The following is a 22099-nucleotide window of genomic DNA, read 5'->3' on the forward strand; positions in this document are numbered from 1 at the left end:
GGTGAGCGTACCATCGACGTCAACAACGCATTGAAATGACGCGCCATGGTTTCAATCGTTTGCGCCTTAAACAGATCACTGTTGTATTCCCAACCTAACTCTATTCCGTCGGGCTTTTCATATACGTTCAATAAAATGTCATATTTCACCAGGATGTCTGTTTGTTCTACTGTTTTAATAGAAACACCTGGTAGCGATAATTTTGTGCTTCCGTAGTTATGCATCACAATTACAAGCTGAAAAATTGGATGAAAACTTTGGCTTCTGGCTGGTTTTAGATGTTCCACCAGATGTTCAAAAGGTACGTCCTGATTGGCATAAGCTTCACTAAACATTTGCTTGTTTTGCTTTAACAATTCGTCAAATGACTGCGTTTCTTGCAGACGCGTTCGCAAGACCAGATTATTAGTAAAAAATCCAATTAGCTCTTCGGTTTCTTTCTGTGGCCTGTTTGCTACCGGTGTTCCAACAACAATATCTTTTTCATTGCTGTAACGCGCAAGCAGCGACGCATAAACAGCATGGACGCCCATAAATAATGTGGCGTCCCTTTCCAGACAAAGTTCACGAAGCTGTTCCGATATAGTCTTATCCAAGCTGGAGAACAGTACTTTCCCTTCATGGCTTTGCTGTGAGGGCCGTAAATAGTCAGTGGGCAAATTATGACTATCGGGTATCCCATCAAGCTGACTTTGCCAATACTTAATTTGACTGTCAGCAGAAGTGTCTGAAAAATTTTCACGTTGCCATAAGGCATAGTCAGCATATTGAATATTCAATCGCGGCAGAGTAAGTGACTCATTTGATGAGTAAGCCATGTAAAGCGTAGTTAACTCTTTAACTAAAACACCAATGGACCAACCATCTGATGCGATGTGATGCATGGTAATTAATACTAAGTGTTTGGTTTCACTTTCCTTAATTATACTCACTCGAATCATGTCATCGAATGACAAATCAAAAGGTTTAATAGCTTCGAAATCAATCGCTTTTCTTGTCTTTTCAGCTTTTGACTCTTCAGTTTCGCCAGACAGATCAATGACGGGAAATTGAGCCGGTTTATAAAGGGAAATTACCTGATAAGGTTCACCCATCTCACCTTCTTTAAAATGTGTGCGCAACACTTCATGACGCTCTCGTATGGTATTAAACGCATCACATAAAGCTGCTACATTTAACTGTCCTTCAAGCCGCATTGAGACAGGCATATTGTAATGGACACTGGCCCCTTCAATTCTGTCTAAAAGCCACAGTCGTTGCTGTTGAAAGGAGAGAGGAATAATGTCTCCGGACTCATTTTTTCTATGCTGTGAGGTGATGGACTTTTTCTTCAGGAAGTCCATTATCATTAATTTATTTTGTTTGATTTCGGCTAACAATTCCGGGCTGATACTCTTTCCAGCTGAAATCTTAAGTTGCTCGTCATCGTGCAATGAAAATTTAACATTTTGAGCCTCACATGCCGCAATGAAGGTTTTGATACTCATATGATCAACTCCAATTCAGCACTATTTTCAACCTCCTGTAACTGTTCCAATCGCTCTGCCAACTGCTTAAGAACGGGATATTGGAAAACATCCCGAACCGTTACTTCACAGCTCATGCGTTCATTCAACACTGTCACCAGTTTGGTCAGTAAAAGAGAATGACCTCCCAACGAGAAAAAGTTAGATTCCTGGAAGATTTGATTCTGAGGGATCTGTAATAGCTCAGCCCACATAACCGCTAGCGCTTTCTCCGTTTTAGTAACAATTTCTGTCTCTCCAGAGATTGCGGCTTTGAATTCTGGCATGGCCTTTCGGTCGATCTTGCCATTTAGTGTTTGTGGCATCTTGTCGAGGAACATCATTTGAGATGGAATCATGAAATGCGGTAACACCGCTGCCACTGATTGTTTGATATCATCTTCAATAGCTTGTTGGTTTATCGTGGCGTCCATGAGCTGTATATAAGCAACCAAATTAACGTTTTCATTTTCACCAACTACGGCAACAATGGAAGATTGAACCGATTCGTGCAGATTAATAACATGCTCAATCTCACTCAATTCAATTCTATAACCACGCAATTTGACTTGATTATCTGACCTGCCCTTGTATTTCAGGTTCCCATCCAATGTCCAGCTGACGATGTCCCCCGTGGCATATAACTTCTGTTGAGTAATACCAGTTCCGTCGAAAAATCGCCTGGAGGTTTCCTCGCTGTTGTTAATATAACCAGCCGATACGGCGTTTCCTGCAATAAACAGTTCTGCGGGAGTTCCCGCTGGAACACGATTCTTGTTGCGATCCAATACAAAACATTGATATCCCACTAATGGCTTACCGATCATCGGCTCTCCATCAGAGGGAGTAACTTTGCTACTGGTACTCCACACTGTTGCTTCTGTAGGCCCATACATATTGTGTATTGAGGCTGTAGTTAAGCCGCTCATCTCTTGTACCAGACTGGCAGACAATGCTTCTCCACCAAAGAATATATTGTTCAAAGTCTGCAATTGTTCATTGTCTGCCTGTGACAAATGCATCGCCGCAAAACTGGGAGTGCACTGTAATTCTGTCACCTGATATTGTTGAATCAAAGCGGGAATATTCAGGGTCGTTTTGTCCTCCACATTGCCATCAGGTGTCATTATGATGGTGTGACCAAACGAAAGTGCCCCAAAGATTTCCAGCACGGATATGTCAAAAGCAATTCCTGTTACTGCCAGCCAGACACCCGATTTTAATGGATACCTTTCCCTAAACGAAGCCAGGAAGGTCGCCATATTTTTACGGGAAATAGTGACTCCTTTAGGGGTCCCGGTTGAGCCAGAGGTAAAGATGACGTACGCCAAAGATTCTGGAGAAATCTCCACATCACTGAGGCTATTCAACGGCTGTGATTCAATCGACCGGTATAACTCATCAATATTATCGATGACTAACAAAGGTTTGCATTGCTCAGCCATCAAATTCAGTCGTTGTTCCGGATATCCTGCCTCCAAAGGAAGATAGGCGGCTCCGGCACGTAATATGCCTAGCATGACCGCCACCAACTCTACGGAACGCGGTAACTTGACACCAACCACAGAGTTTTGGGCAACCTTTTTTGCGCGCAACCAGTGAGCAACCTGATTAGCCAGTTGATCAAGTTGCTGGTAACTCAAAGTGTTATCTCCACATATTAACGCGGTATGGTTTTCAGCGTTAAATCGCTCAATACCCAAAGATAAATCTGACGCTTCACTTGATGGAGGAACAGCTTGAAAGTGCCTGCTCAAACAATTGAGGTCCACTGTTGGTATGATGTCTATCGCACCAATTTTGGCTGACACATTGTCCGCTAATGTGTTTACCGCTTTGATGTAGCTATCCGCCAGTCTGGTAATCGTTGATTCATCAAACAACTCTGTAGAATAAATCCAATTCAACTTGGGACAACTATCAGCGTTCGTTATTGACAGCTCCAAATCAAATTTAGACAAAGCTGATTTTAGCCCTACATTTTCCAATTCAAGATTTGGAAGACTTAGTGTTTGCTGAGAGTCTGCTTGAGAATGGTATGAAAAGAAAATCTGAAAGATGGGAGAGTGACTCAAGTTTCTGGGTAATTCCAGCGCATCGACAATTAGCTCGAACGGCACATGCTGTTTGGCAAAAACATCAAGGAAGTTTGCTTTGTTCTTAGTCAGTAAAGCATCAAAACAGTCTTCAGTCTCTACCCTGGTTCGCAACACCATTGTGTTTGAGAAATAGCCAATAAGTGATTCAACTCCCAACACTTCACGATTCGCTACTGGTGTTCCAATAACAACATCTTCCTGACCACTCCAGCGGCTGACAATAAGGGCAAACACTGAGTAGTAGAATAAGAATGGTGTCACCCCCAGTTTGTTACATATTTCAGTAACTGATTGATTAACGCTTTTTTCAATGAGAGTTTCTATACTTGCACCATGAAAGCTTAACTCTTTAGGTCGAGCATAATCGGTAGGCAATTCATGAATTTTTGGTGCATCTTTCAGGTAACCCACCCAAAAATCACTATTCACTCTCCACTTGTCCATGTTTTTTTGCTGCCACATGGCTACATCGGTGTACTGATATGGCAATTCCGGTAATTCAATAGTTTGGCCCGTCGCAAGATCACGGTAGGACTTGAGAAGTTCGTTAACGACAATATTGAGAGACCACCCATCACAGGCTATATGGTGAATAGAAATTACCAAAACCCATTCTGAATTGTCCGTCTTTATCAACGTCGCTCTTAAGATACTATCCTTGCTCAGATCAAAATTTCTTAATTGCTCAGCGTTGATTAAGTCTTCAAGAGCCTGGTCTATGTTGCCAACATCCGACAGGTCGACTTCTGCGAAGTCTAAGGTCTGATTCTCCTGCACTAATTGCTTAACTTCTGAGTCTTCAACGTAAATAGTACGCAAAATTTCGTGGCGTCGGATTATGGCTTCCAGGCTCGTCTTGAGGTGAACTGTGTTTAGTTCACCTGATAGCCGCAGAGCTTTAGTGATATTGTAGTGAGCACTACTGGTTTCTAGTTTATCCAAAAACCAAAGCCTCTGTTGACCAAGAGATAAGGGGGCACAGGAGTGTTTAAGTTTTTGCAGTGGCACTTCTTTTTGCTCAGCAGTTTCAGATTGAATTAGGAATTCCAGAACATCAGCTTTATGTGTTCTTAGCAGAGCAACAAGTTCATCCGAGGGAGCATCATCGAAGACGACTTCCAGATCACCACCATTCGCAGACAACTCAATATCCTGAGCTTTACACTCACGAAGTATTTGGAGAACAGTTTCCATTTGTAGAAGAACCTCATTAATTCTAACGATTATATTTTTTATTCAGATCGCCCCATAGTCATCAGGACTAAATCATGATAACAACCTGAATTTTTGACCAACTTAAACTAGTCAAAAAAAAGTAAGTATGATTGCGCATTCACAACCTGTATCAAGCGTTTGGTGTCATGAGCAATACCTGCAACAAGTGATGTGCGAGTGAAAACCACATTGCAGTTTTCTACAGCACCTCTTTCATTGCGTTTATGGATGACCCAAATTCAACTTCAGTCGTAGTCACGTTATGTGAATGAATTCGCTTTTTAAAGGAATCGACAAACAGACATTGGCTGATAAAAACATCCAATAGTCAATCGATGCAACAGAGGCATCGCTCGTTCAACTCACGTACGAAGAAAAGTAACACAGTCTTGGGAGCAGTGAAATATGTTGGTGCAAATTTTTACACAAATACTTCCATCATATTGAACGCAAAATATTTTTTGTCTCTGGATGATGTGCTTAGATACCCTACTAAATAGGGGCTTGCATGTGACCTATTTCTCATTGAAAAAGATTGCAAGCATCAATCCTTTTATTGATGCTGTTTAGCAGCAGAGTTGCGATGACGCTTCTTTCACAAAGCCACTCCTCTGCCGAATCTATTAAGGGAGGATTGGTTGTTAATCACTTTCAAGATGATCGATGACTTTGACCAATATTTCTTCTACCTGGGGCTTACTAGACCAATCAACATTATCCCAATCAATCCCGATATCCATTTCTGTAAAGTTGGTGGTCAATAGTTTTTTCATCGTTTCCTGGCGCGTTATGTTCTTGATTACATAATTTACTGCGCCAGTTGATTCTTTTCTTTTTTGTTTACCGTTTATCAGGCTCTCAATGCGCTTCCCTATAGCTCTTTTATCGTCAATATTAAAGCGTGTCTTGTTGGTCTCTGTCCGATAGTTTTTTTCGACATCCAGCACCAACTTTTTCATTTTTACAAATGGGATCATTGCACCCGACTTGTAAGCTTTAATCACTTCCTGATATCTCGTAAGAACATTATAGTTATCGTAGGCACCAGCCGAAATTCCTAATACACCAACAGATTCCCTGACGGACATCTTAGTACGACCAACTAATTTTTGCGCATCCTCGAGCGTCTCCAATTCTCTTGTTGCTGCAATGAACGCTTCCAATTTGCCGCTTTGTGACAATTCTTCTCGGTTGGCATTTTCCTGAAACTGCTTAATTCTCTTCAGTAAAGGAGGCTTGTTGTATACCTTTATCTTGGCCGCCTGACTGATACCCTGAGAATAAACCATGGCAAAAAAACGTCGATGCCCGGTAAGAATTTTGTATCGTCCATCCTCAATAGGGTAAACAGTAGGAGGCTGAATGAGCTCTGATAACTCTATGCTCTGAGCAAGAGTTACTATTGTCTGTATAGTTCGATTAATCTCACTCCACTCGGGTTTCCCATATTCCATGCAATTGACAAATACCCCTTTTCCGACAATTACTTTTTTCTCGGCATTTGCAATACGGACGAGTGTAGGTTTCGTTATCTTTCTGGTAGAAAACTGTTTTGCCAATTCATCATCAATGATTACCGTAGGAAAAAATCTGGCATTCTCTTCATCAGGTACAATTTTATTTAAAAAAAGTGCGACATAATCGAAAGTTTCTGATCCAGGAAGTGCTCCATCCCCAGAGTTTAATGCGGCGACAAACTGCTGTTTAATCATATTTTTTTGCAAAACAATTCACAAACTATTTAATACTGTGACATAGTATAGCTAACTTTGCCTTTTAAAAAAATGCGACAGTTTCAAATATTGCGCCATAAATAGACGTATTATGCTTCGAAAATTCGTTATATGAGCCTTAAATGAGCTCTTCTTGAATCATCGGTTTCATGTTTAGTGTCAAGCGTAATACAGGCTAATTACGCCTGCTACCTTGGATTCATTAAAAATACTGACGTGTTGCCTGGGCACTGCCAAAATAAATCTTCCAACAACTAAGTGTTTGTTGAATTCTGTAATAAAAACTTACAATAGCAGGAGAACAATGGATATTGATTTCTGGACACAGGTCACCAATGACGCACGAAAACTGATAGATACAGAGGCATTTTTGTGCACATCTGTTTATTCATGTGTCCTGTCACAACACAGCTTTGAAGCGGCACTGAGTTTCATTCTTGCGAAAAAAAATAGCAAACAATCACCTGGGAGCCATGCCATTAAGAGAAATTTTTCAACAAAACTATGCCACAGCTCCGTGGATAGTTGATGCTGCAATAACTGATGCCCAAGCCGTGTTTAAGCGCGATCCGGCTGTAAAGTCATTGATGTCGGTATTACTCAACCTGAGTGGATTCCAGGCCTTACAAATACACAGAATTGCAAATCACCTATGGAAGAACGACAGAAAAGAATTAGCACTCTTTATGCAAAGTCGATGTTCCGAAATTTTCCTTGTTGATATCCATCCTGCAGCACAATTCGGCCAGGGAGTTATGCTTGACCATGCAACCGGCATAGTAGTAGGAGAAACAGCGGTAGTTGGTGACAATGTAACAATTATGCAATCGGTTACTTTGGGCGGTACCGGAAACGATGTGGGTGATCGTCACCCGAAAATCCGTGACGAGGTTACAATAGGGGCAGGTTCAAAAGTTTTAGGAAATATCACAGTCGGCAGAAATGTCACGATATTAGCCGGGAGTATAGTACTCAATGACATCAAAGCTAATACTACTGTAGTAGGAATTCCTGCTAAAGACCTGAGCGAGTTTAAACCGCTTCAAATGACATAGACATTGCTGTTTTTGAGGGACCAGAAGTCTGCAATCAGCGATATTTTTGAACAAATTTAGTACTGGGACTTATCCAAATCGACAGACGATTCTGTGATTGTAAAAGAGAAAAAACTGCATGTAGAGATTTCGTCTCACGTGTGAGACGAATTTCGTTGACTGCTCGTTATTTTACCAATCTGGGCTTTCGTCCATAATGAGAATAGCGATCTTCTAATACAGAACTTACGAAGTCTTCAGCTAAGGACTTGTGGTCCAAAAACACCCCATTGAGGGCATCTTGACTTCCATATTTGTACCCCTCCATAAACGATAACTTTAGAAGTTCCGCCTTTTCAAGTTGCTCGATGTTTTCCCTGTCAAACCTCAATTCCATCCTTTTTTCTCTGCCCATACCGTTCTTATTATTATGCATTTAAGGAGACAAAAACTTACCAAATAAATTAATTGAAGTATATAGCGAAAGGGTAATTTTTTTATTCTGACTGTTAACCTTCTCTCTGGAGCGCCATGTCTTAAGCGTATACACAATACATTCCCACTTCGAAGATCTGAACCAAGCCATGGTCACAGCGGGATTCTTAATCATACACCTAAACTGCGAAGGTCAAATCCTCAACGTCATCAGTGGGCAATCGAAAAATGAAAATACAGCCCTCAATCCGCAAGTATCATTTATTATTAACTGGCGTAAATAAAAATGTTGTCGACAATTCTGTGAAGATACGGCAACATAATCTTTATCAATTTGCCCGAGCGAAACGCTCGAAGTAAAAGCCTGTAACTGCTAAAAATACCGAGTTGATACCAGCAATAATGACGCATCCCGTATGATCATTTTCTCAGGTATGTTGAGTAATTCTTACAAGCAATCTATTTAGTACAATTTAGTGAGAAGTTTTTATGAGACTGTTGACAAGGATCACCTTTCTATTGGTGTTGCCGATGTGTGCACTAGTATGTTTTCTGGTCTACGCCTATCTTTGGAAACCGTTACCAGATCTTGAGAACCCCATTTCTATGAGAGCAATGGAAGGTATTGCCACTATAAAAAGAGATGACAAAGGCGTTCCTGTGATTTTGGCTAAACACGAAAAAGATATTTATTTTTCGATGGGATATGTCCACGCTCAAGACAGACTTTGGCAACTCGAAATACAGAAGAGAATAGCAAAAGGTACTCTTAGCGAAGTTTTTGGCGCACAATCAGTAAATCAAGATATTTGGATGCGTACACTGAATCTCTACAAAGCGGCCGACAAAGTTACAAAAATCCTAAGCGAAGAAGCATTGAATTCGTTGCAAGCGTACAGTGCAGGGATTAATCAATGGCTTGAAGAAAATCATGATCTACCTGTTGAATTCAGGTTACTTAATATTACACCTGAACCCTGGACTCCTGTTGATTCGCTAGCCTGGTCAAAGGTATTTGCGCTGAATCTATCCGGAAACCTAAAAACGGAGTTGGATGTCCAGGTTGCAGCGCAATACGTCTCAGATGATCTGATGCAAGTTTTATTTCCGAATCACCCATCTACTCAACAACTCGCTCGGTCATCTACCATAAGTAGTTTCGAGGAACTCGCCCGGACTCAGTCATCATTAATTGAAGACCTTAAAATTGGCGGCAAAAATGTCGGAAGCAATGTCTGGGTGATCGGTGGGCAACACACCGACAATGGCTTCCCGATTCTCGCAAACGATCCTCATTTAGGTTTGCAAATTCCATCTCTATGGTACGCAGTTGCTCAGCAAGCTGATAGTTTTCAGGTAAAAGGTATGAGCCTCGTGGGGCTACCTCTCGTTGTTTTTGGGCAAAACAACAATATCGCCTGGGGTGGTGCCAATATGATGGCTGATGTACAAGACCTTATTGTGGAAGAAACCAATCCCAGGGTTTACGGCCAGTATAGATACCAGGGAAAGTGGCTGGAAATGAACGAAAGAGTTGAATATATTAAGGTCAAGCCAGATTTTCCAGCAAGCTTTAGAGCCGAGTTAAAGCCGGTAAAAATTCTGATTCGCGAGACACGCAACGGGCCTGTTGTCAGTGATGCAATTCCTGGTTCTGATTCGGTACTCAGCCTGAAATGGACGGCACATTCATCTAATGACACCACCTACGAATCGTTATATCGCATTAATAAAGCGAGTAATTGGGATGAGTTTAGAGCCGCAGCTAAGCAGTTTGTTGCTCCACCTTTGAATTTACTATACGCAGATACCGACAATAATATTGGATTTCAAGCAGTTGGGAGAATTCCCTTAAGAAAAAGCAACTCATGGAGTGGTTTTATCCCCTTTGACGAGATGCCGCGTATCAGCAATCCCCCCTCAGGCTACATAATAAACGCCAACAATAACATGGCATCAGACGAATACCCATACTATATAAGTAGTGACTTTGCTGCCCCACATCGCGCTAATCGAATAGAACAAATGATAGAGGCAAGAACCCATCAACAACAGAAGTTAAAAATATCAGATGTGCAAGTCATGCAGACTGACGTCCTTGACTTGTCCGCGTTAGCTCTTCTGAAAAAGTTAAGTGATTTTAAAGCACGCTCTCCTGAACAACGAGAAGTAATTGAATTGCTGGCAAAGTGGCAAGGAAATGCAGCGTCATCCGAAGTTGGCGCAACGCTTTACTATAACTGGCTAAGGCATATTCGAAAGTCGATGTTTTCCGATGAATTATCAGGTGTATGGAATAAACCAAATCAAGCTAACTTACTCGCTAACCTGACAGGTAACATTTCCGCCGATCAGATTGCAAGTATCATAACTGCAGAAGAAAAATGGTGTGACGACGCTAACACATCAGTTGTTGAGACATGCGATGATACATTATCAACTTCGCTGGATAGCGCGATTAGAGAGCTCACAAAAATTCTTGGAAATGACATAGAATCTTGGGAACTCGGAAGCCTACAATCCACCATTTATAGCCATTTACCATTCAGTAATTTCAAAGTTCTTGATACATACTTCGAGCGTCAGTATGAATCTGGTGGAGCCACTCACACAGTCAATGTTTCGGTTGGAAGATTTGTACCATCTGTGGGTTTAGAAAGCACTTTTGGTGCTGGATTCAGGCAAATAATAAATATGCATCCAGATGACCGGCGCCATCAATACATCAACTCCACGGGCCAATCAGGACAGGTTTCAAGCCCTCATTACAGTGACATGTTCGAACTGTTTCACAACAACCAGTTTTTGGAACTCTCCACACAATAAAAAGCGTAACCAAATGAAAATACTAAATTATTTTTCCAACATCGCACCAAATCGTGTATTTATATCCATTGTGTTTGGGGCCGCGGCAGGAATATGTTACTCACTGCTTATTCCTTTAGTCATGGAATCCATCACCACCAGTGATACCGGGATTGAGCAAGTTTCCAGCGAACTAGATACAATATTTGGATTTGAAATCGCCAACTATAAACTTGCCTTAGTTTACTTCTTCGCTTGTTTACTGGTACTTGTTACCCGGACTGTATCAGAAATAATGTTAATGAACATAGGTTCAGATGTGGCACGTGACATCAGGACCCGATTCTATCGTCAGATCAGTACAGCACCACTTTATTCAATCGAGCAGATAGGTCATGCTAAGCTAATTGCAGCAATAAATATCGATATTCCAAGAATCGTGGGCGGTGCAAGGTTATTACCTGCGATTTTTATAAATATTGTCACGCTACTTGGAATGCTTGGATTTTTGATTTACTTAAATACTGAAGTATTCAAGTTTGTCATGTATGCCATAGCCATCGGTATCGTCTTCTATCAGTTGCCGATGATGATTGGTCAACGCATATTCAAAGTAAACCGATACCTGACGGATGAATTACAAGAGTCGATTCGAGGGCTGGTTTACGGTGCCAAAGAACTAAAACTCGACGGAATTAAAAGAGAAAACTACCTTAAACAACAGTTGTCAAATCTTGAGAGCCAAGTGGTCTCAACAGAAAAGCAGGCACAAACAATTATGCGTGCCACTGTCAGTATTGGTGATTTGATTAGTTTCTTTGTGATCGGTTTTGTATGCTACGTATTCGTAAACTACCACGCCATAGCCCAACAAGAATTAGTGGGTGTTGTTATGGCCTTGCTTTACATCACAACTCCCATTTCCATCGTGATCAACTCCATGCCACAGCTAGTGATGTCTTCGGTCTCTCAGCGTAAATTAAACGAGGTACTGTCCTCAATTGCAGATGAAAAAGTCAATACCGAAATTACTGAACAGGGGGACTGGACTTCATTTAGTTTTGAGAATGTTTATTATCAATACCCCGACAGTGCAGATGAAGAAGGTTTCAAAGTTGGTCCTATAAACCTGACCATAGAAAAGGGCGGCATTTACTTCATTATTGGAGCCAATGGTTCAGGCAAGTCCACCTTAAGTAAGTTGCTCACCATGCACTATCGTCCGACCTCTGGAGAACAAAAATTCGATGGAAATCCGGTAACAAAGGAGAATATTGCTAGTTATCGGCAACAAATTTTTGCCATATATACTGACTACTACTTATTCGACAAGTTATTCACTGATATATCTAGCACCCAAAAAGCGTTCATTGACGATTACCTTAAACTGTTGGAGCTGGATAAAAAAGTTTCCATAGTTGATGGCAAGTTTTCTACCACATCACTATCAGATGGCCAACGAAAGCGCCTGGCGTTACTGGTAGCATTTCTGGAAGATAAGTCCATTTACTTATTCGATGAATGGGCCGCTGATCAAGATCCTGTCTTCAAGAAGGTTTTCTACACCCGTATCCTTCAGGATTTGCAGCGTCGCGGTAAGACACTGCTTATTATCAGCCACGACGAGAGATATTTTGATGTCGGAGACAAAATATGGGTCATGGAGCAAGGGCAGCTACTTGTCAAAAACACCTCAGAAAAAAAACAATTATTACAGGTAGGTAGGAATGCAACACTTACAGTCTAAAACCCATTTATTGCCTTTGACCGAAGCCCAGCAAGATATTTATTTTGATCAGTTGCACAATCTGGACTGTCCCTTATACAACATAGGTGGCTACATAAAACTACCCGCTATTGATGCTCAACGGCTTTTTCAGGCTCACCGAAAGTTAATCATGGAAAACGATGTTTTCGGTCTGCGAATTATTATTGATGATGATGAGGTTTATCAGTGTATTGTTGAAGAACGCGATACAGAACTATCTGTGATTGATTTGAGTGACGTGGTCACCCCACAAGTTGCAGCTGAAAATTGGATAGCAGATTTGTTCGCCACCATCTTACCTATCGAAAACTGCAGCCTGTATAATAGTTACCTGTTAAAACTCTCTGAACATAGCTATTACTATGTTGGATTGGCTCACCATCTAATGATCGACGGTTTTGGCTTTGCCAATTGGGCTAAAAAGCTAAGTGAAGCATACAACTACCAACCCGCCCCACCTGCATTATCTTGGCAAAGTGTTATCGAAAAAGATCTGAAGTATCAACAAAGCCGCCGCAGAGAAAGCGATAAACGCTATTGGCAAGAAACGATGCAGTCTGCACCGAAACCCTTTTTACATCCCCAATACAAGCATCTTTTTCCCGACAAAAAACCAACACCAAGTAGGCGACATTGCACCACCATCCCGGAAGATATACACCATAAATTACATACGGTAGCCAAAACCAACGATGTCGCAGTTGGACAAGTATATCTCGGTTTGATTCTGTCCTATTTTGCCCGAAACTACGACACAGATAATTTTGTGGTAGGTTGCCCGCTCCATAATCGAAATAATGCATTGGAAAAAAACACTGTTGGCGTATTTACCGGCATTAGTCCAATGGTACTGAATATAGATAAATCCTCTTCATTAGCATCGCTTTATCACAGCATAAAAAACGCCATGCGCCGTGGATTCAAACACCAAAAATATCCCATCGGCCATACGATTAGAGATTTTGCGGCCAATCAGGAGCTCTATCAAATCGGCTTCAACTATCTCAGCCTGAATAGTTTTCTCAACTTCAATCAAGATGCGTGTGATTTGGTTTATACCAGTCACAACTATGAGCAAACCCCCATAATGTTTACCATTTGGGAATATGGAGATAGTGGTAAGGTCGAACTGCAAATAGATCACAATTTATCCTACTTTTCGTCTCAAGATATTACCCTGATGGCCAGCCGTCTTGAACATATGATTAATCAGGTGGTATATAGTGACTCCTGCACCTTAGGTACCGATCTTGAAATATTGCCTCCCGTCGAGTTCGAACTGCTCAGGTCTTTTTCGCAAGGTCCTGTTGCCGACTACCCGCTCGGTGTTCCCATTACTCAATTATTTGAAACGCAAGCCGGAGAATCCCCTGACAACCTGGCTATGATTAGCGACCAAGGACCCCTTACATACAAAGAATTGAACCAAAAGGTTAATCAGTTTGCCCACTATCTACTGGTAATGGGATGCCAACCTGGTGACTACATAGGCATCCACCTTGAAAGAGGGGAGTCTTTGGTTGTAGCTTTGCTCGCAGTGTTAAAGATCGGCGGCAGCTATATTCCTCTGGATCCAAAGTATCCCAAATCGCGCATAATGGCTATTGTAACCGACAGTCATTTGAGCTGGATAATTTCAAACTCTGAATTTGAGGTGAATGATTCAACCACAATAATTGCCATGACTGGTGACTGCGTAAACAACCAATCTACCGCAAACCCACGTATTGAATTTCCTAAGAATCCGGTTGCCTACGTCATTTACACATCAGGCTCTACGGGAAAACCGAAGGGAGTATTAATCAGCCACGACAATCTTATGTCTTTAGTTTGTTGGGCTCGACAAACCTACAGCGACGATCAACTCAGATCGGTATTAGCATCAACGTCGATAAATTTTGACCTATCAGCGTTCGAGATATTTGTTCCGTTGAGCTACGGGTTCACTACAGTCGTTGTAGAAAACGCGCTGAGTTTGTTGCACACATCATATGATGTTTCTCTCATCAATACCGTACCGTCGGCTATAAAGACGTTGACTGAGATGCAGGTTATTCCTCAAACGGTGAACACCGTCAATCTGGCAGGTGAACCCCTTCCAAAACAAGCAGTCAACGATTTATTGATGACAACAAGCTGTCAGAGTGTACATAATTTGTATGGGCCTTCAGAGGATACAACGTACTCCACTAACGCGCTTTTTACAAAAAAAATCAGCACAAAACCCCATATCGGTAAGCCAATAGACAACACGCAAGCTTTCGTACTCGATAAACACTTAAAGCCGACTCCAATCGGCATTTGTGGCGAACTATACCTGGCCGGGCGAGGTGTAAGTCAGGGCTACCTCAATCAACCTGCATTGACTGCTGAGCGATTTTTACCGCTCGATTATTGTGAAGGACTTGCCTACAGAACCGGGGACCTGGTCAAATGGAATCATGACGGAACGCTGGATTACATAGGACGAAATGATAGCCAGGTTAAAATCAGAGGCCATAGAATTGAATTGGGCGATATCGACTTTCATCTACGCGACATAGAAGTCGTTAAAGATGCTGTCACCGTCGTGATGGCAGACGCTCTTACCAGCTATATCACACTTCATGATAAAGCGGGTACAAGCATCAAGCAGGCGCTGTCCAGCAAGCTTCCTGAGTATATGGTTCCGTCGGTTATTATAGAATTAGAAGAACTACCGCTGTTACCCAATGGAAAGGTTGACAAAAAAGCATTACCTCTTCCGACCTCGACACAACGCAGCTCCTCGATCGCGAAACCAAGTAATGATACAGAGCGCACTTTGACACAGTTATGGGGTGACGTGTTGAACGCGCCACCTGAGTCCATTGGCGTCGATGATAACTTTTTCACCATAGGCGGACACTCGCTATTAGCCGTTGAGCTGTCTAACAAAATTCGCAATACTTTTGGCATTGATTTCCCGTTTCAAAAAATATTTGAGTTCCCCACTGTCGGGCAGATCAGCGAATTTATAAGCGATGCTCCCTGCGAAACAGCACTTCAAATTCGACAAAGGCCAGAAGAAACTACTGACTTCGATTTATCTTTTGCACAACAGCGGCTTTGGCTTTTCCATCAAATAAATGGCGCTAGCGCAGAATACAATATGGCCAAGGCTTTTCTGGTTAAAGGGGTGTTTAATGTATCTGCAGCAGAGCAAGCGCTAACCCAGATTCAGCGTCGCCACAAAATACTGAATACCCGTTTGACTTCACTTGATGGTAAGCCACGCCAGTGCATAGCCAATAGCCGTGACTTCGCGCTCGACTTCCACGACTTGACCAGTTTGCCAGCCCCCATCAGAACAGAGGCAGCTAACGAATTACTGGACAAGAATCACAGATATGTTTTTCAACTAGAACAAGAACCTTTGTTGCGGATGGGCTACATTGCACTGAGCAACGAAACAGGTGACGAAGAAGGCATCTTGTATTGCAATATGCACCATATTGTTTCCGATGGGTACTCAATCGCTATTCTTATCAAAGAATTCAATCACTTTTATCAGGCAACGAGCAACACTCAATCACAACAGCTACCGCCATTAGATATTCAGTACTCTGATTATATTTATTGGGAGAAAGACTGGCTGAACGGTGAACACTACCAACAGCAACTCAAGTATTGGCAAAAACAACTCCAGGATATACCTCCGGTGCATGCTTTGCCTCTCTCTTATCCGCGCCCTGCAACGCAAACATTTGCAGGCGATAGAGTATTCACTGTTATCCAGCCGAGTGAACGCCAGTCTTTACAACATTTGTGTGAACAACAAGACGCGACCCTTTTTATGGGTTTGTACAGCTTGCTGTCGGTTCTCATGGGCCACTACAGCAACGAAACAGATATCGTCATTGGAGCGCCAAGTGCCAACAGACAACAATCAGAGTTGCAATCTCTGATTGGTTTCTTTGTTAACAACCTGGTATTGCGTTGTGATCTGAGTACAAATCCGGGGTTTAAACAACTACTGAAACAAAATAGAACCGTAGTTCTGGATGCTTTTAAACATCAACAAGTGCCTTTCGACAAAATAGTAGATTCAGTAATCCCTCAAAGGAGCCTCAGTTATAACCCAATAATTCAAGTGATGTTGGTTTTTCAATCCAATACTCATACAGAATTGGCTTTGCCCGGCATTGAAATTGAAGAGTTAGACTCGCCAAGCCCCTATGCAAAGTTCGACTTGTCGCTAATTGTTCACCCACAACAAAATGGTGCTTTGAAACTGGAATGGGAATTCAATAAAACACTGTTTTCATTAGACTTTATCAAAAAATTTGCGGATCATTACGAGCGTTTAGCACAATGCGTTTGCCAGGCACCTGAGCAACCAGTATTGGCTTTGGATTTCTTGTCGAAACGCCAGAAGCAACATCTACTGACTGAATTGAACCCCGCAATAAGCGATGACCAATTACCCACCATAATTGACCTTTTTGAACGTCAAGTTAGAAAAACTCCGGAAGCGACTGCTGTCACCTTCGAGCACCAAACGATTAGTTACAGCAAGCTCAATGAAAGAGCAGAGTGTTTAGCTCAAATTCTATACGCCAACAACGGCAACCGCGAAACCCCCACCATCGGTGTTTGCCTTGACCGTTCTATAGATTTAATTGTCGCCATTTTGGCAGTACTCAAAACAGGCGCCGCCTATGTGCCTATCGATCCCAACTATCCGAAGTCTCGCCAACAATACATAGTTAAAGACAGTCAGATTTCCCAATTGCTTACTACCCAAAGCATCCGAGCGCAGATTTCAATCGAGACTGTAGAAACGATTTGTCTGGATAACCTGGATATTTCAGGCAGAAATATTAGTACTCATCCTGTGGCAGATAAACTACGAGATAGTGCTGATGATAGCTTGTGTTACATCATCTATACATCCGGCTCTACCGGTAACCCCAAGGGGGTAATGATCAGTCAAAAAAATGTGGCAACACTCATTAACTGGTCACATAACACTTACAGTGAAGAAGAACTGGCATCTGTACTCTTTTCAACATCAGTGTGTTTTGATCTGTCCATCTATGAGATGTTTGTACCCCTTACCTGTGGAGGACAAATTGCTGTTGTCAGCAACATTCTAAACAGATCGCAATTTCCTGACGGCAAACCGCTAAGCCTGATCAATAGCGTGCCCTCTGCGCTTGAAAACCTGTTGAGCAATGACGCGTTGCCGGCATCAGTAAAAGTGGTGAATTGTGCTGGCGAACCCTTATCTACATCTCTGGTGAACAAGCTTTACGAAGCCGGTGTTGGCAAAGTTTATGACTTATATGGCCCCAGTGAAGATACGACTTATTCCAGCTATAAGTTGCGCGAATCCGGGAAAAAGCCAGCAATTGGTCGTCCTATCGACAATACCCAGTTTTTCATCGTTAATGGGGCAAACACACTCGTACCCAAAGGAGCCATAGGAGAGCTATTGATAGGTGGTTCTGGATTGTCACTGGGCTATTTTAATAAGCCTGACTTAACCGAAGAGCGCTTTACAGCGAATCCCTTTGTTCATTATGCACCTGATTTGCTGGCGCAACGAGTTTACCGAACGGGAGACTTAGTTCGATACAATCATGAAGGGGATATTGAATATGTAGGGCGAATAGACCATCAAGTGAAGCTACGTGGCTTCAGGATTGAGCTGGGTGAAATAGAGCATCAACTGATCAGCTCTCCGGTTGTCAAAAATGCCGTCGTTCTGGTCAGAGCCACAAGTAACAACCAAAAGCAATTAGTCGCATTTTTACAGACAGAGCGTACATGTGAAAGTCTCGATAGTCCTTTGCAATTACTCAGCAAAGAGTTGCAAGAACAGATAGAAGGGTTCATTGGCAACGTATTGCCCCCCTATATGTTACCAAATGCATATATACAGATGGCTGAACTACCACTGACCCCAAATGCCAAGATAGATCGCAAAAAGCTCATGTCTATTGCACTTCCAGTGGCGTCGAGAAGTATCATCCCTCCGGTCACTAAGATGGAGAGCCTGTTGCATAAACTCTGGTGTGATCTGCTTGGTATTGCCCCGGAAACCCTCAGTATCTACGACAGTTTTTTCTCCGTTGGCGGTAACTCTCTGCAATCGGCATCCCTGATACACAGACTCAATGCGCAACAGGGCATCTCTATATCGTTAAAAGAGTTATTTGAGCACCAGTGTATTAAAGATTTAGCTCATTGCATTGAAGACAAGGAGAAGGAAAGTTTCGCCGATCTGTTACTTAGAAAATCATCAGGTATTAATTTAAAAACCCCTCAGCCCTTATCCTACACACAACAACGCATCTGGCTTGTAGAGCAAATAGAGGGAGCATCCAACAAACACAATATTGTCGGCAGTATGTCTGTACGAGGTGCGCTGTCATCAGAGAAAATAAAAGCCGCGTTTGTCGCACTGGTAAATGCGCACCCTATATTGAAAGTTTGCTTTGGCAACTCAGAAAATGGCGAGGTTCTTCAACAAGCCTCTGAAATACCTGACCCCGGTTATGAATATGTAGATGTATCGGTTGATTTGACGAATATCAATCTGGACGCTCATGTTGATGCGTTTACTAAAACAACTTTCGATCTTACACGGCCGTCATTGATCAAGATGATGTTAATTAAGTATTCCGAAGATCACTTTAAGATCATCCTGAATGTCCACCATATCGTCATTGATGGTTGGTCCTTATCATTGCTGTTCAACGAGTTTTTTCAACGTTACCTGAATGGCAACACAACGAACGACGCTAGTGCTAAGCAGCCCAATTATTTCGACTACGTCGTCTGGCAAAAAGCATTTTTGGCCTCTTCGGCCGCAGAAAAACAGCGCGCATTCTGGCAGACTCACCTCAAACAGTTGCCAACCAAACTGCAATTACCATTTCCTAAACCAAAGCCTAACTCGAGCTACAGTGATTGCAATTTGGTTATTGACGCAAGACTAAAACAGACTCTTCAAGAATACGCCCAAGTCAATAATTCAACCTTGTTTAATATTGTTCATTGTGCGTTGTCAGTGGTTTTAGCGAGACTCACAAATCGCTATGATTTTGTGTTAGGCATCCCTATTGCCAATCGCATGTTATCGGGCAGTGAAAATATTCTGGGACCTTTTGTCAATAATTTACCTGTGCGTAGCCAGTTTCAGCAAAACACGACTTTCTCTGAACTCTTAACGCAGTTGACAACAAGTATGAATCAGGTGTTACTGCATCAGGAGCTACCCTATGAATTGGTGCAAGAAGCGCTAATTGAATCAGGAGAAGAGGCATCAGATTCATTGTTCAACGTCATGCTCAATTATCTAAATCTACCTGAAATGCAGACCGGGCATGACGATTTGCAAATGTCCCTGGACGCGCCTCCCACAATCGCCAACAAATTCGACGTCACCGTATACGTATCCAACACAGCAACAGAACTGGAGCTGCGAATAAACTATTCCGCTCAAAAGTTTTGCTCTGACTACATGCAATTAATGCTAAATCAAATTGCTAACTGTTTGGAAAACATCGTTGAATACCATGAAAAGCCAGTCATCAGTTTGCCGCTGTTGCAACAGGATACAGTGCTTATTCCCGACGCGAAGTTAAATACATACAAATCTGAAAGTTGGATTGGCCCCGTCAGTGAGTGCTTTGAACAAGCCGTGTCTCAATTTCCTGATAATATTGCCATTTCCTACAAACAGAAAACCTGGCGATACCATGAGCTAAGCATCACTATCAATCGCGTTTGCCATTACCTCACTGACTGCGGTGTTAAAACAGGCGATTCGATAGCCATCATGGCCAATCGCAATGACATCACCGTAATTGCGTTGATGAGTTGCTTAAAGTTCGGGGCACGTTTTGTTATGTTAACGGACATTACCCCACCCAAAAAACTCAGTCAGCAACTACACGTAGCCCAACCGGATGCTATTCTATTTACCGATGGAAACATCACTGTCAGCCAAACCGTAACTGAGTATTCAGTCGCAAGTAAAATACCCGGTATCGATGTTTCTGCAGTGATAGAAAGCACAGAAGCCTACCCTGAAACATTTGATGGCCCTGTAATTTCAGCAGAGCAAACCGCATACATAGCGTTTACATCTGGTACAGTGGGCGAGCCTAAAGGTGTAATTGGAAACCAACGAGCACTATCCCAATTCCTGCCCTGGACAATCAAGACATTTTCTTTATCGAGTAAAGACAACTACGGAATGTTGTCAGGCCTCTCGCATGACCCAACGCAAAGAGATGTATTTACTGCATTGAGTACAGGTGCACAACTGAGCATTCCCGAATCAATTACAGACCCAAAAGCTCTTGGGGATTGGTTAATCAATAATAACATTAGTACGTTGAACATTACTGCAAGCATGGCTAAATTCCTCTGGGGAAGTCAGAAGCCGAAGATCTCTGCCCTGCGTCTGGTTTGTTTCTGCGGAGAGCCACTGCCTCGTTATGTTGTTAATAACTTACAGCAAAACAACGCCGCTCTTAAGATTATCAACCTTTATGGCTCAACGGAATCCTGCAGAGCACTCAGTTATTTTGATGTATCAGACTCATCCGAACAACAAGACTTATCTGATTCTGTCTCAATTGGAAAAGGCATCGATGATTGCCAGTTAATTCTGCTCAATGATAATAACCAACAATGTGCCGTAGGCGAGGTTGGTGAAATAGGGATTCGTAGTCGATATCTAACTGATGGGTATGTGAATAATACTGAGCAAACAACAAAACGCTATATCATCAATCCACTCTCAAAAAATGAAAACGACAAGTCTGACAAAATTTACCTCACCGGTGATTTAGGTCTCTATCTCAAAGATGGCAGCGTACATCACTTAGGAAGAAAAGATTCCCAGGTAAAAGTAAGAGGCTTCAGAATTGAAACAAGTGAAATAGAGCAAGCACTCGAAACCTGCGAATATGTTGACAAGTGTGCTGTTCGATACAAGCCTGTCAACGGGAATTGGCAATTTGTCGCTTATCTGACCTTGGCGAAAACAGCAAACGAGTATTTCTCCATCGCCAATTTAAAACGGCATTTACAAGACTACCTCGACACTAACCAAATGCCATCGCATTTTGTTGTATTGGATGAATTGCCTCTGACTGCAAATCAAAAAATTGACGAATATGCACTTGCCAGACATGCGCAAAACACGCCCAAAAATATTCAGAAGCCAGCAACAGAAATGGAAAAACAACTCCATGAATTATGGTCTTCGGTACTAAAAAATGACGAACTTTGTGTTCAGGAAGACTTTTTTAGCTTAGGCGGACATTCGCTGCTAGTGACCAAATTAGTGTCCCGAATTAATGACAGGTTTAACGTTAATATCGATTTCCAAACTCTGTATCACAACAGCTCGATAAGAGAGGTCGCAAAACATATCGAGTGTCTAATTGAGCTCAAGGAAATTAAAACGAAGCATTCGAGCAAGAATAAGCTGGTTATCTAAAAAATAAATCACGAGTAGACAACG

At 42.2% G+C, this 22099-nt stretch carries 9 protein-coding genes; 6 read left to right on the forward strand and 3 right to left on the reverse strand.

Annotated elements, in window-relative coordinates:
- Positions 1 to 1487 (reverse strand): condensation domain-containing protein (locus tag LJ740_RS16300; RefSeq protein ID WP_229530190.1); only part of this gene is annotated, 1487 nt, incomplete at its 3' end.
- On the reverse strand, positions 1484 to 4612 hold the full coding sequence (locus LJ740_RS16305) for a non-ribosomal peptide synthetase (RefSeq protein WP_229530483.1): 3129 nt from the start codon (positions 4610 to 4612) through the stop codon (positions 1484 to 1486). The genes LJ740_RS16300 and LJ740_RS16305, both read right to left, overlap by 4 nt.
- Here LJ740_RS16305 and LJ740_RS23340 point away from each other — a divergent pair.
- Positions 4606 to 4818: a hypothetical protein gene (locus LJ740_RS23340; protein WP_229530496.1), complete on the forward strand. Its 213-nt coding sequence runs from the start codon at positions 4606 to 4608 to the stop codon at positions 4816 to 4818. The genes LJ740_RS16305 and LJ740_RS23340 overlap by 7 nt on opposite strands.
- A gap of 642 nt (positions 4819 to 5460) precedes the next feature.
- Here the strand turns inward: LJ740_RS23340 and LJ740_RS16315 are convergent.
- On the reverse strand, positions 5461 to 6531 hold the full coding sequence (locus LJ740_RS16315; protein ID WP_229530191.1) for a ParB/RepB/Spo0J family partition protein: 1071 nt from the start codon (positions 6529 to 6531) through the stop codon (positions 5461 to 5463).
- A gap of 325 nt (positions 6532 to 6856) precedes the next feature.
- On the opposite strand from LJ740_RS16315, the gene LJ740_RS16320 reads away from it, so the two are divergent.
- From LJ740_RS16320 to LJ740_RS16340, 5 genes are all read left to right on the forward strand, one after another.
- Positions 6857 to 7081 (forward strand): serine O-acetyltransferase, encoded by a 225-nt coding sequence (locus LJ740_RS16320; RefSeq protein WP_267498336.1) that lies wholly within the window; start codon positions 6857 to 6859, stop codon positions 7079 to 7081.
- Positions 6990 to 7607: a serine O-acetyltransferase gene (gene cysE, locus LJ740_RS16325; protein WP_267498337.1), complete on the forward strand. Its 618-nt coding sequence runs from the start codon at positions 6990 to 6992 to the stop codon at positions 7605 to 7607. Before LJ740_RS16320 ends, cysE begins: the two co-directional genes overlap by 92 nt.
- A gap of 1029 nt (positions 7608 to 8636) precedes the next feature.
- The gene (locus LJ740_RS16330) at positions 8637 to 10847 is read left to right on the forward strand and encodes a penicillin acylase family protein (RefSeq protein WP_229530192.1); all 2211 of its coding nucleotides are present in this window, start codon (positions 8637 to 8639) and stop codon (positions 10845 to 10847) included.
- 13 nt (positions 10848 to 10860) lie between these two features.
- A complete protein-coding gene (locus tag LJ740_RS16335; protein WP_229530193.1) occupies positions 10861 to 12573 on the forward strand; it encodes a cyclic peptide export ABC transporter in 1713 nt (570 codons plus the stop codon).
- On the forward strand, positions 12554 to 22075 hold the full coding sequence (locus LJ740_RS16340; protein WP_229530194.1) for a non-ribosomal peptide synthetase: 9522 nt from the start codon (positions 12554 to 12556) through the stop codon (positions 22073 to 22075). Before LJ740_RS16335 ends, LJ740_RS16340 begins: the two co-directional genes overlap by 20 nt.
- Positions 22076 to 22099: the final 24 nt, after the last annotated feature.

This window comes from Planctobacterium marinum (genome assembly GCF_020687805.1).
GTDB lineage: Bacteria > Pseudomonadota > Gammaproteobacteria > Enterobacterales > Alteromonadaceae > Planctobacterium > Planctobacterium marinum.

Bases quoted from the DNA above. Each gene is read 5' to 3' on its own strand.
- LJ740_RS16330 (WP_229530192.1), top strand. From the start codon at position 8,637: ATGGAAGGTATTGCCACTATAAAAAGAGATGACAAAGGCGTTCCTGTG.
- LJ740_RS16340 (WP_229530194.1), top strand. From the start codon at position 12,554: ATGCAACACTTACAGTCTAAAACCCATTTATTGCCTTTGACCGAAGCC.
- LJ740_RS16335 (WP_229530193.1), top strand. From the start codon at position 10,861: ATGAAAATACTAAATTATTTTTCCAACATCGCACCAAATCGTGTATTT.
- LJ740_RS16315 (WP_229530191.1), bottom strand. From the start codon at position 6,531: ATGATTAAACAGCAGTTTGTCGCCGCATTAAACTCTGGGGATGGAGCA.
- LJ740_RS16320 (WP_267498336.1), top strand. From the start codon at position 6,857: ATGGATATTGATTTCTGGACACAGGTCACCAATGACGCACGAAAACTG.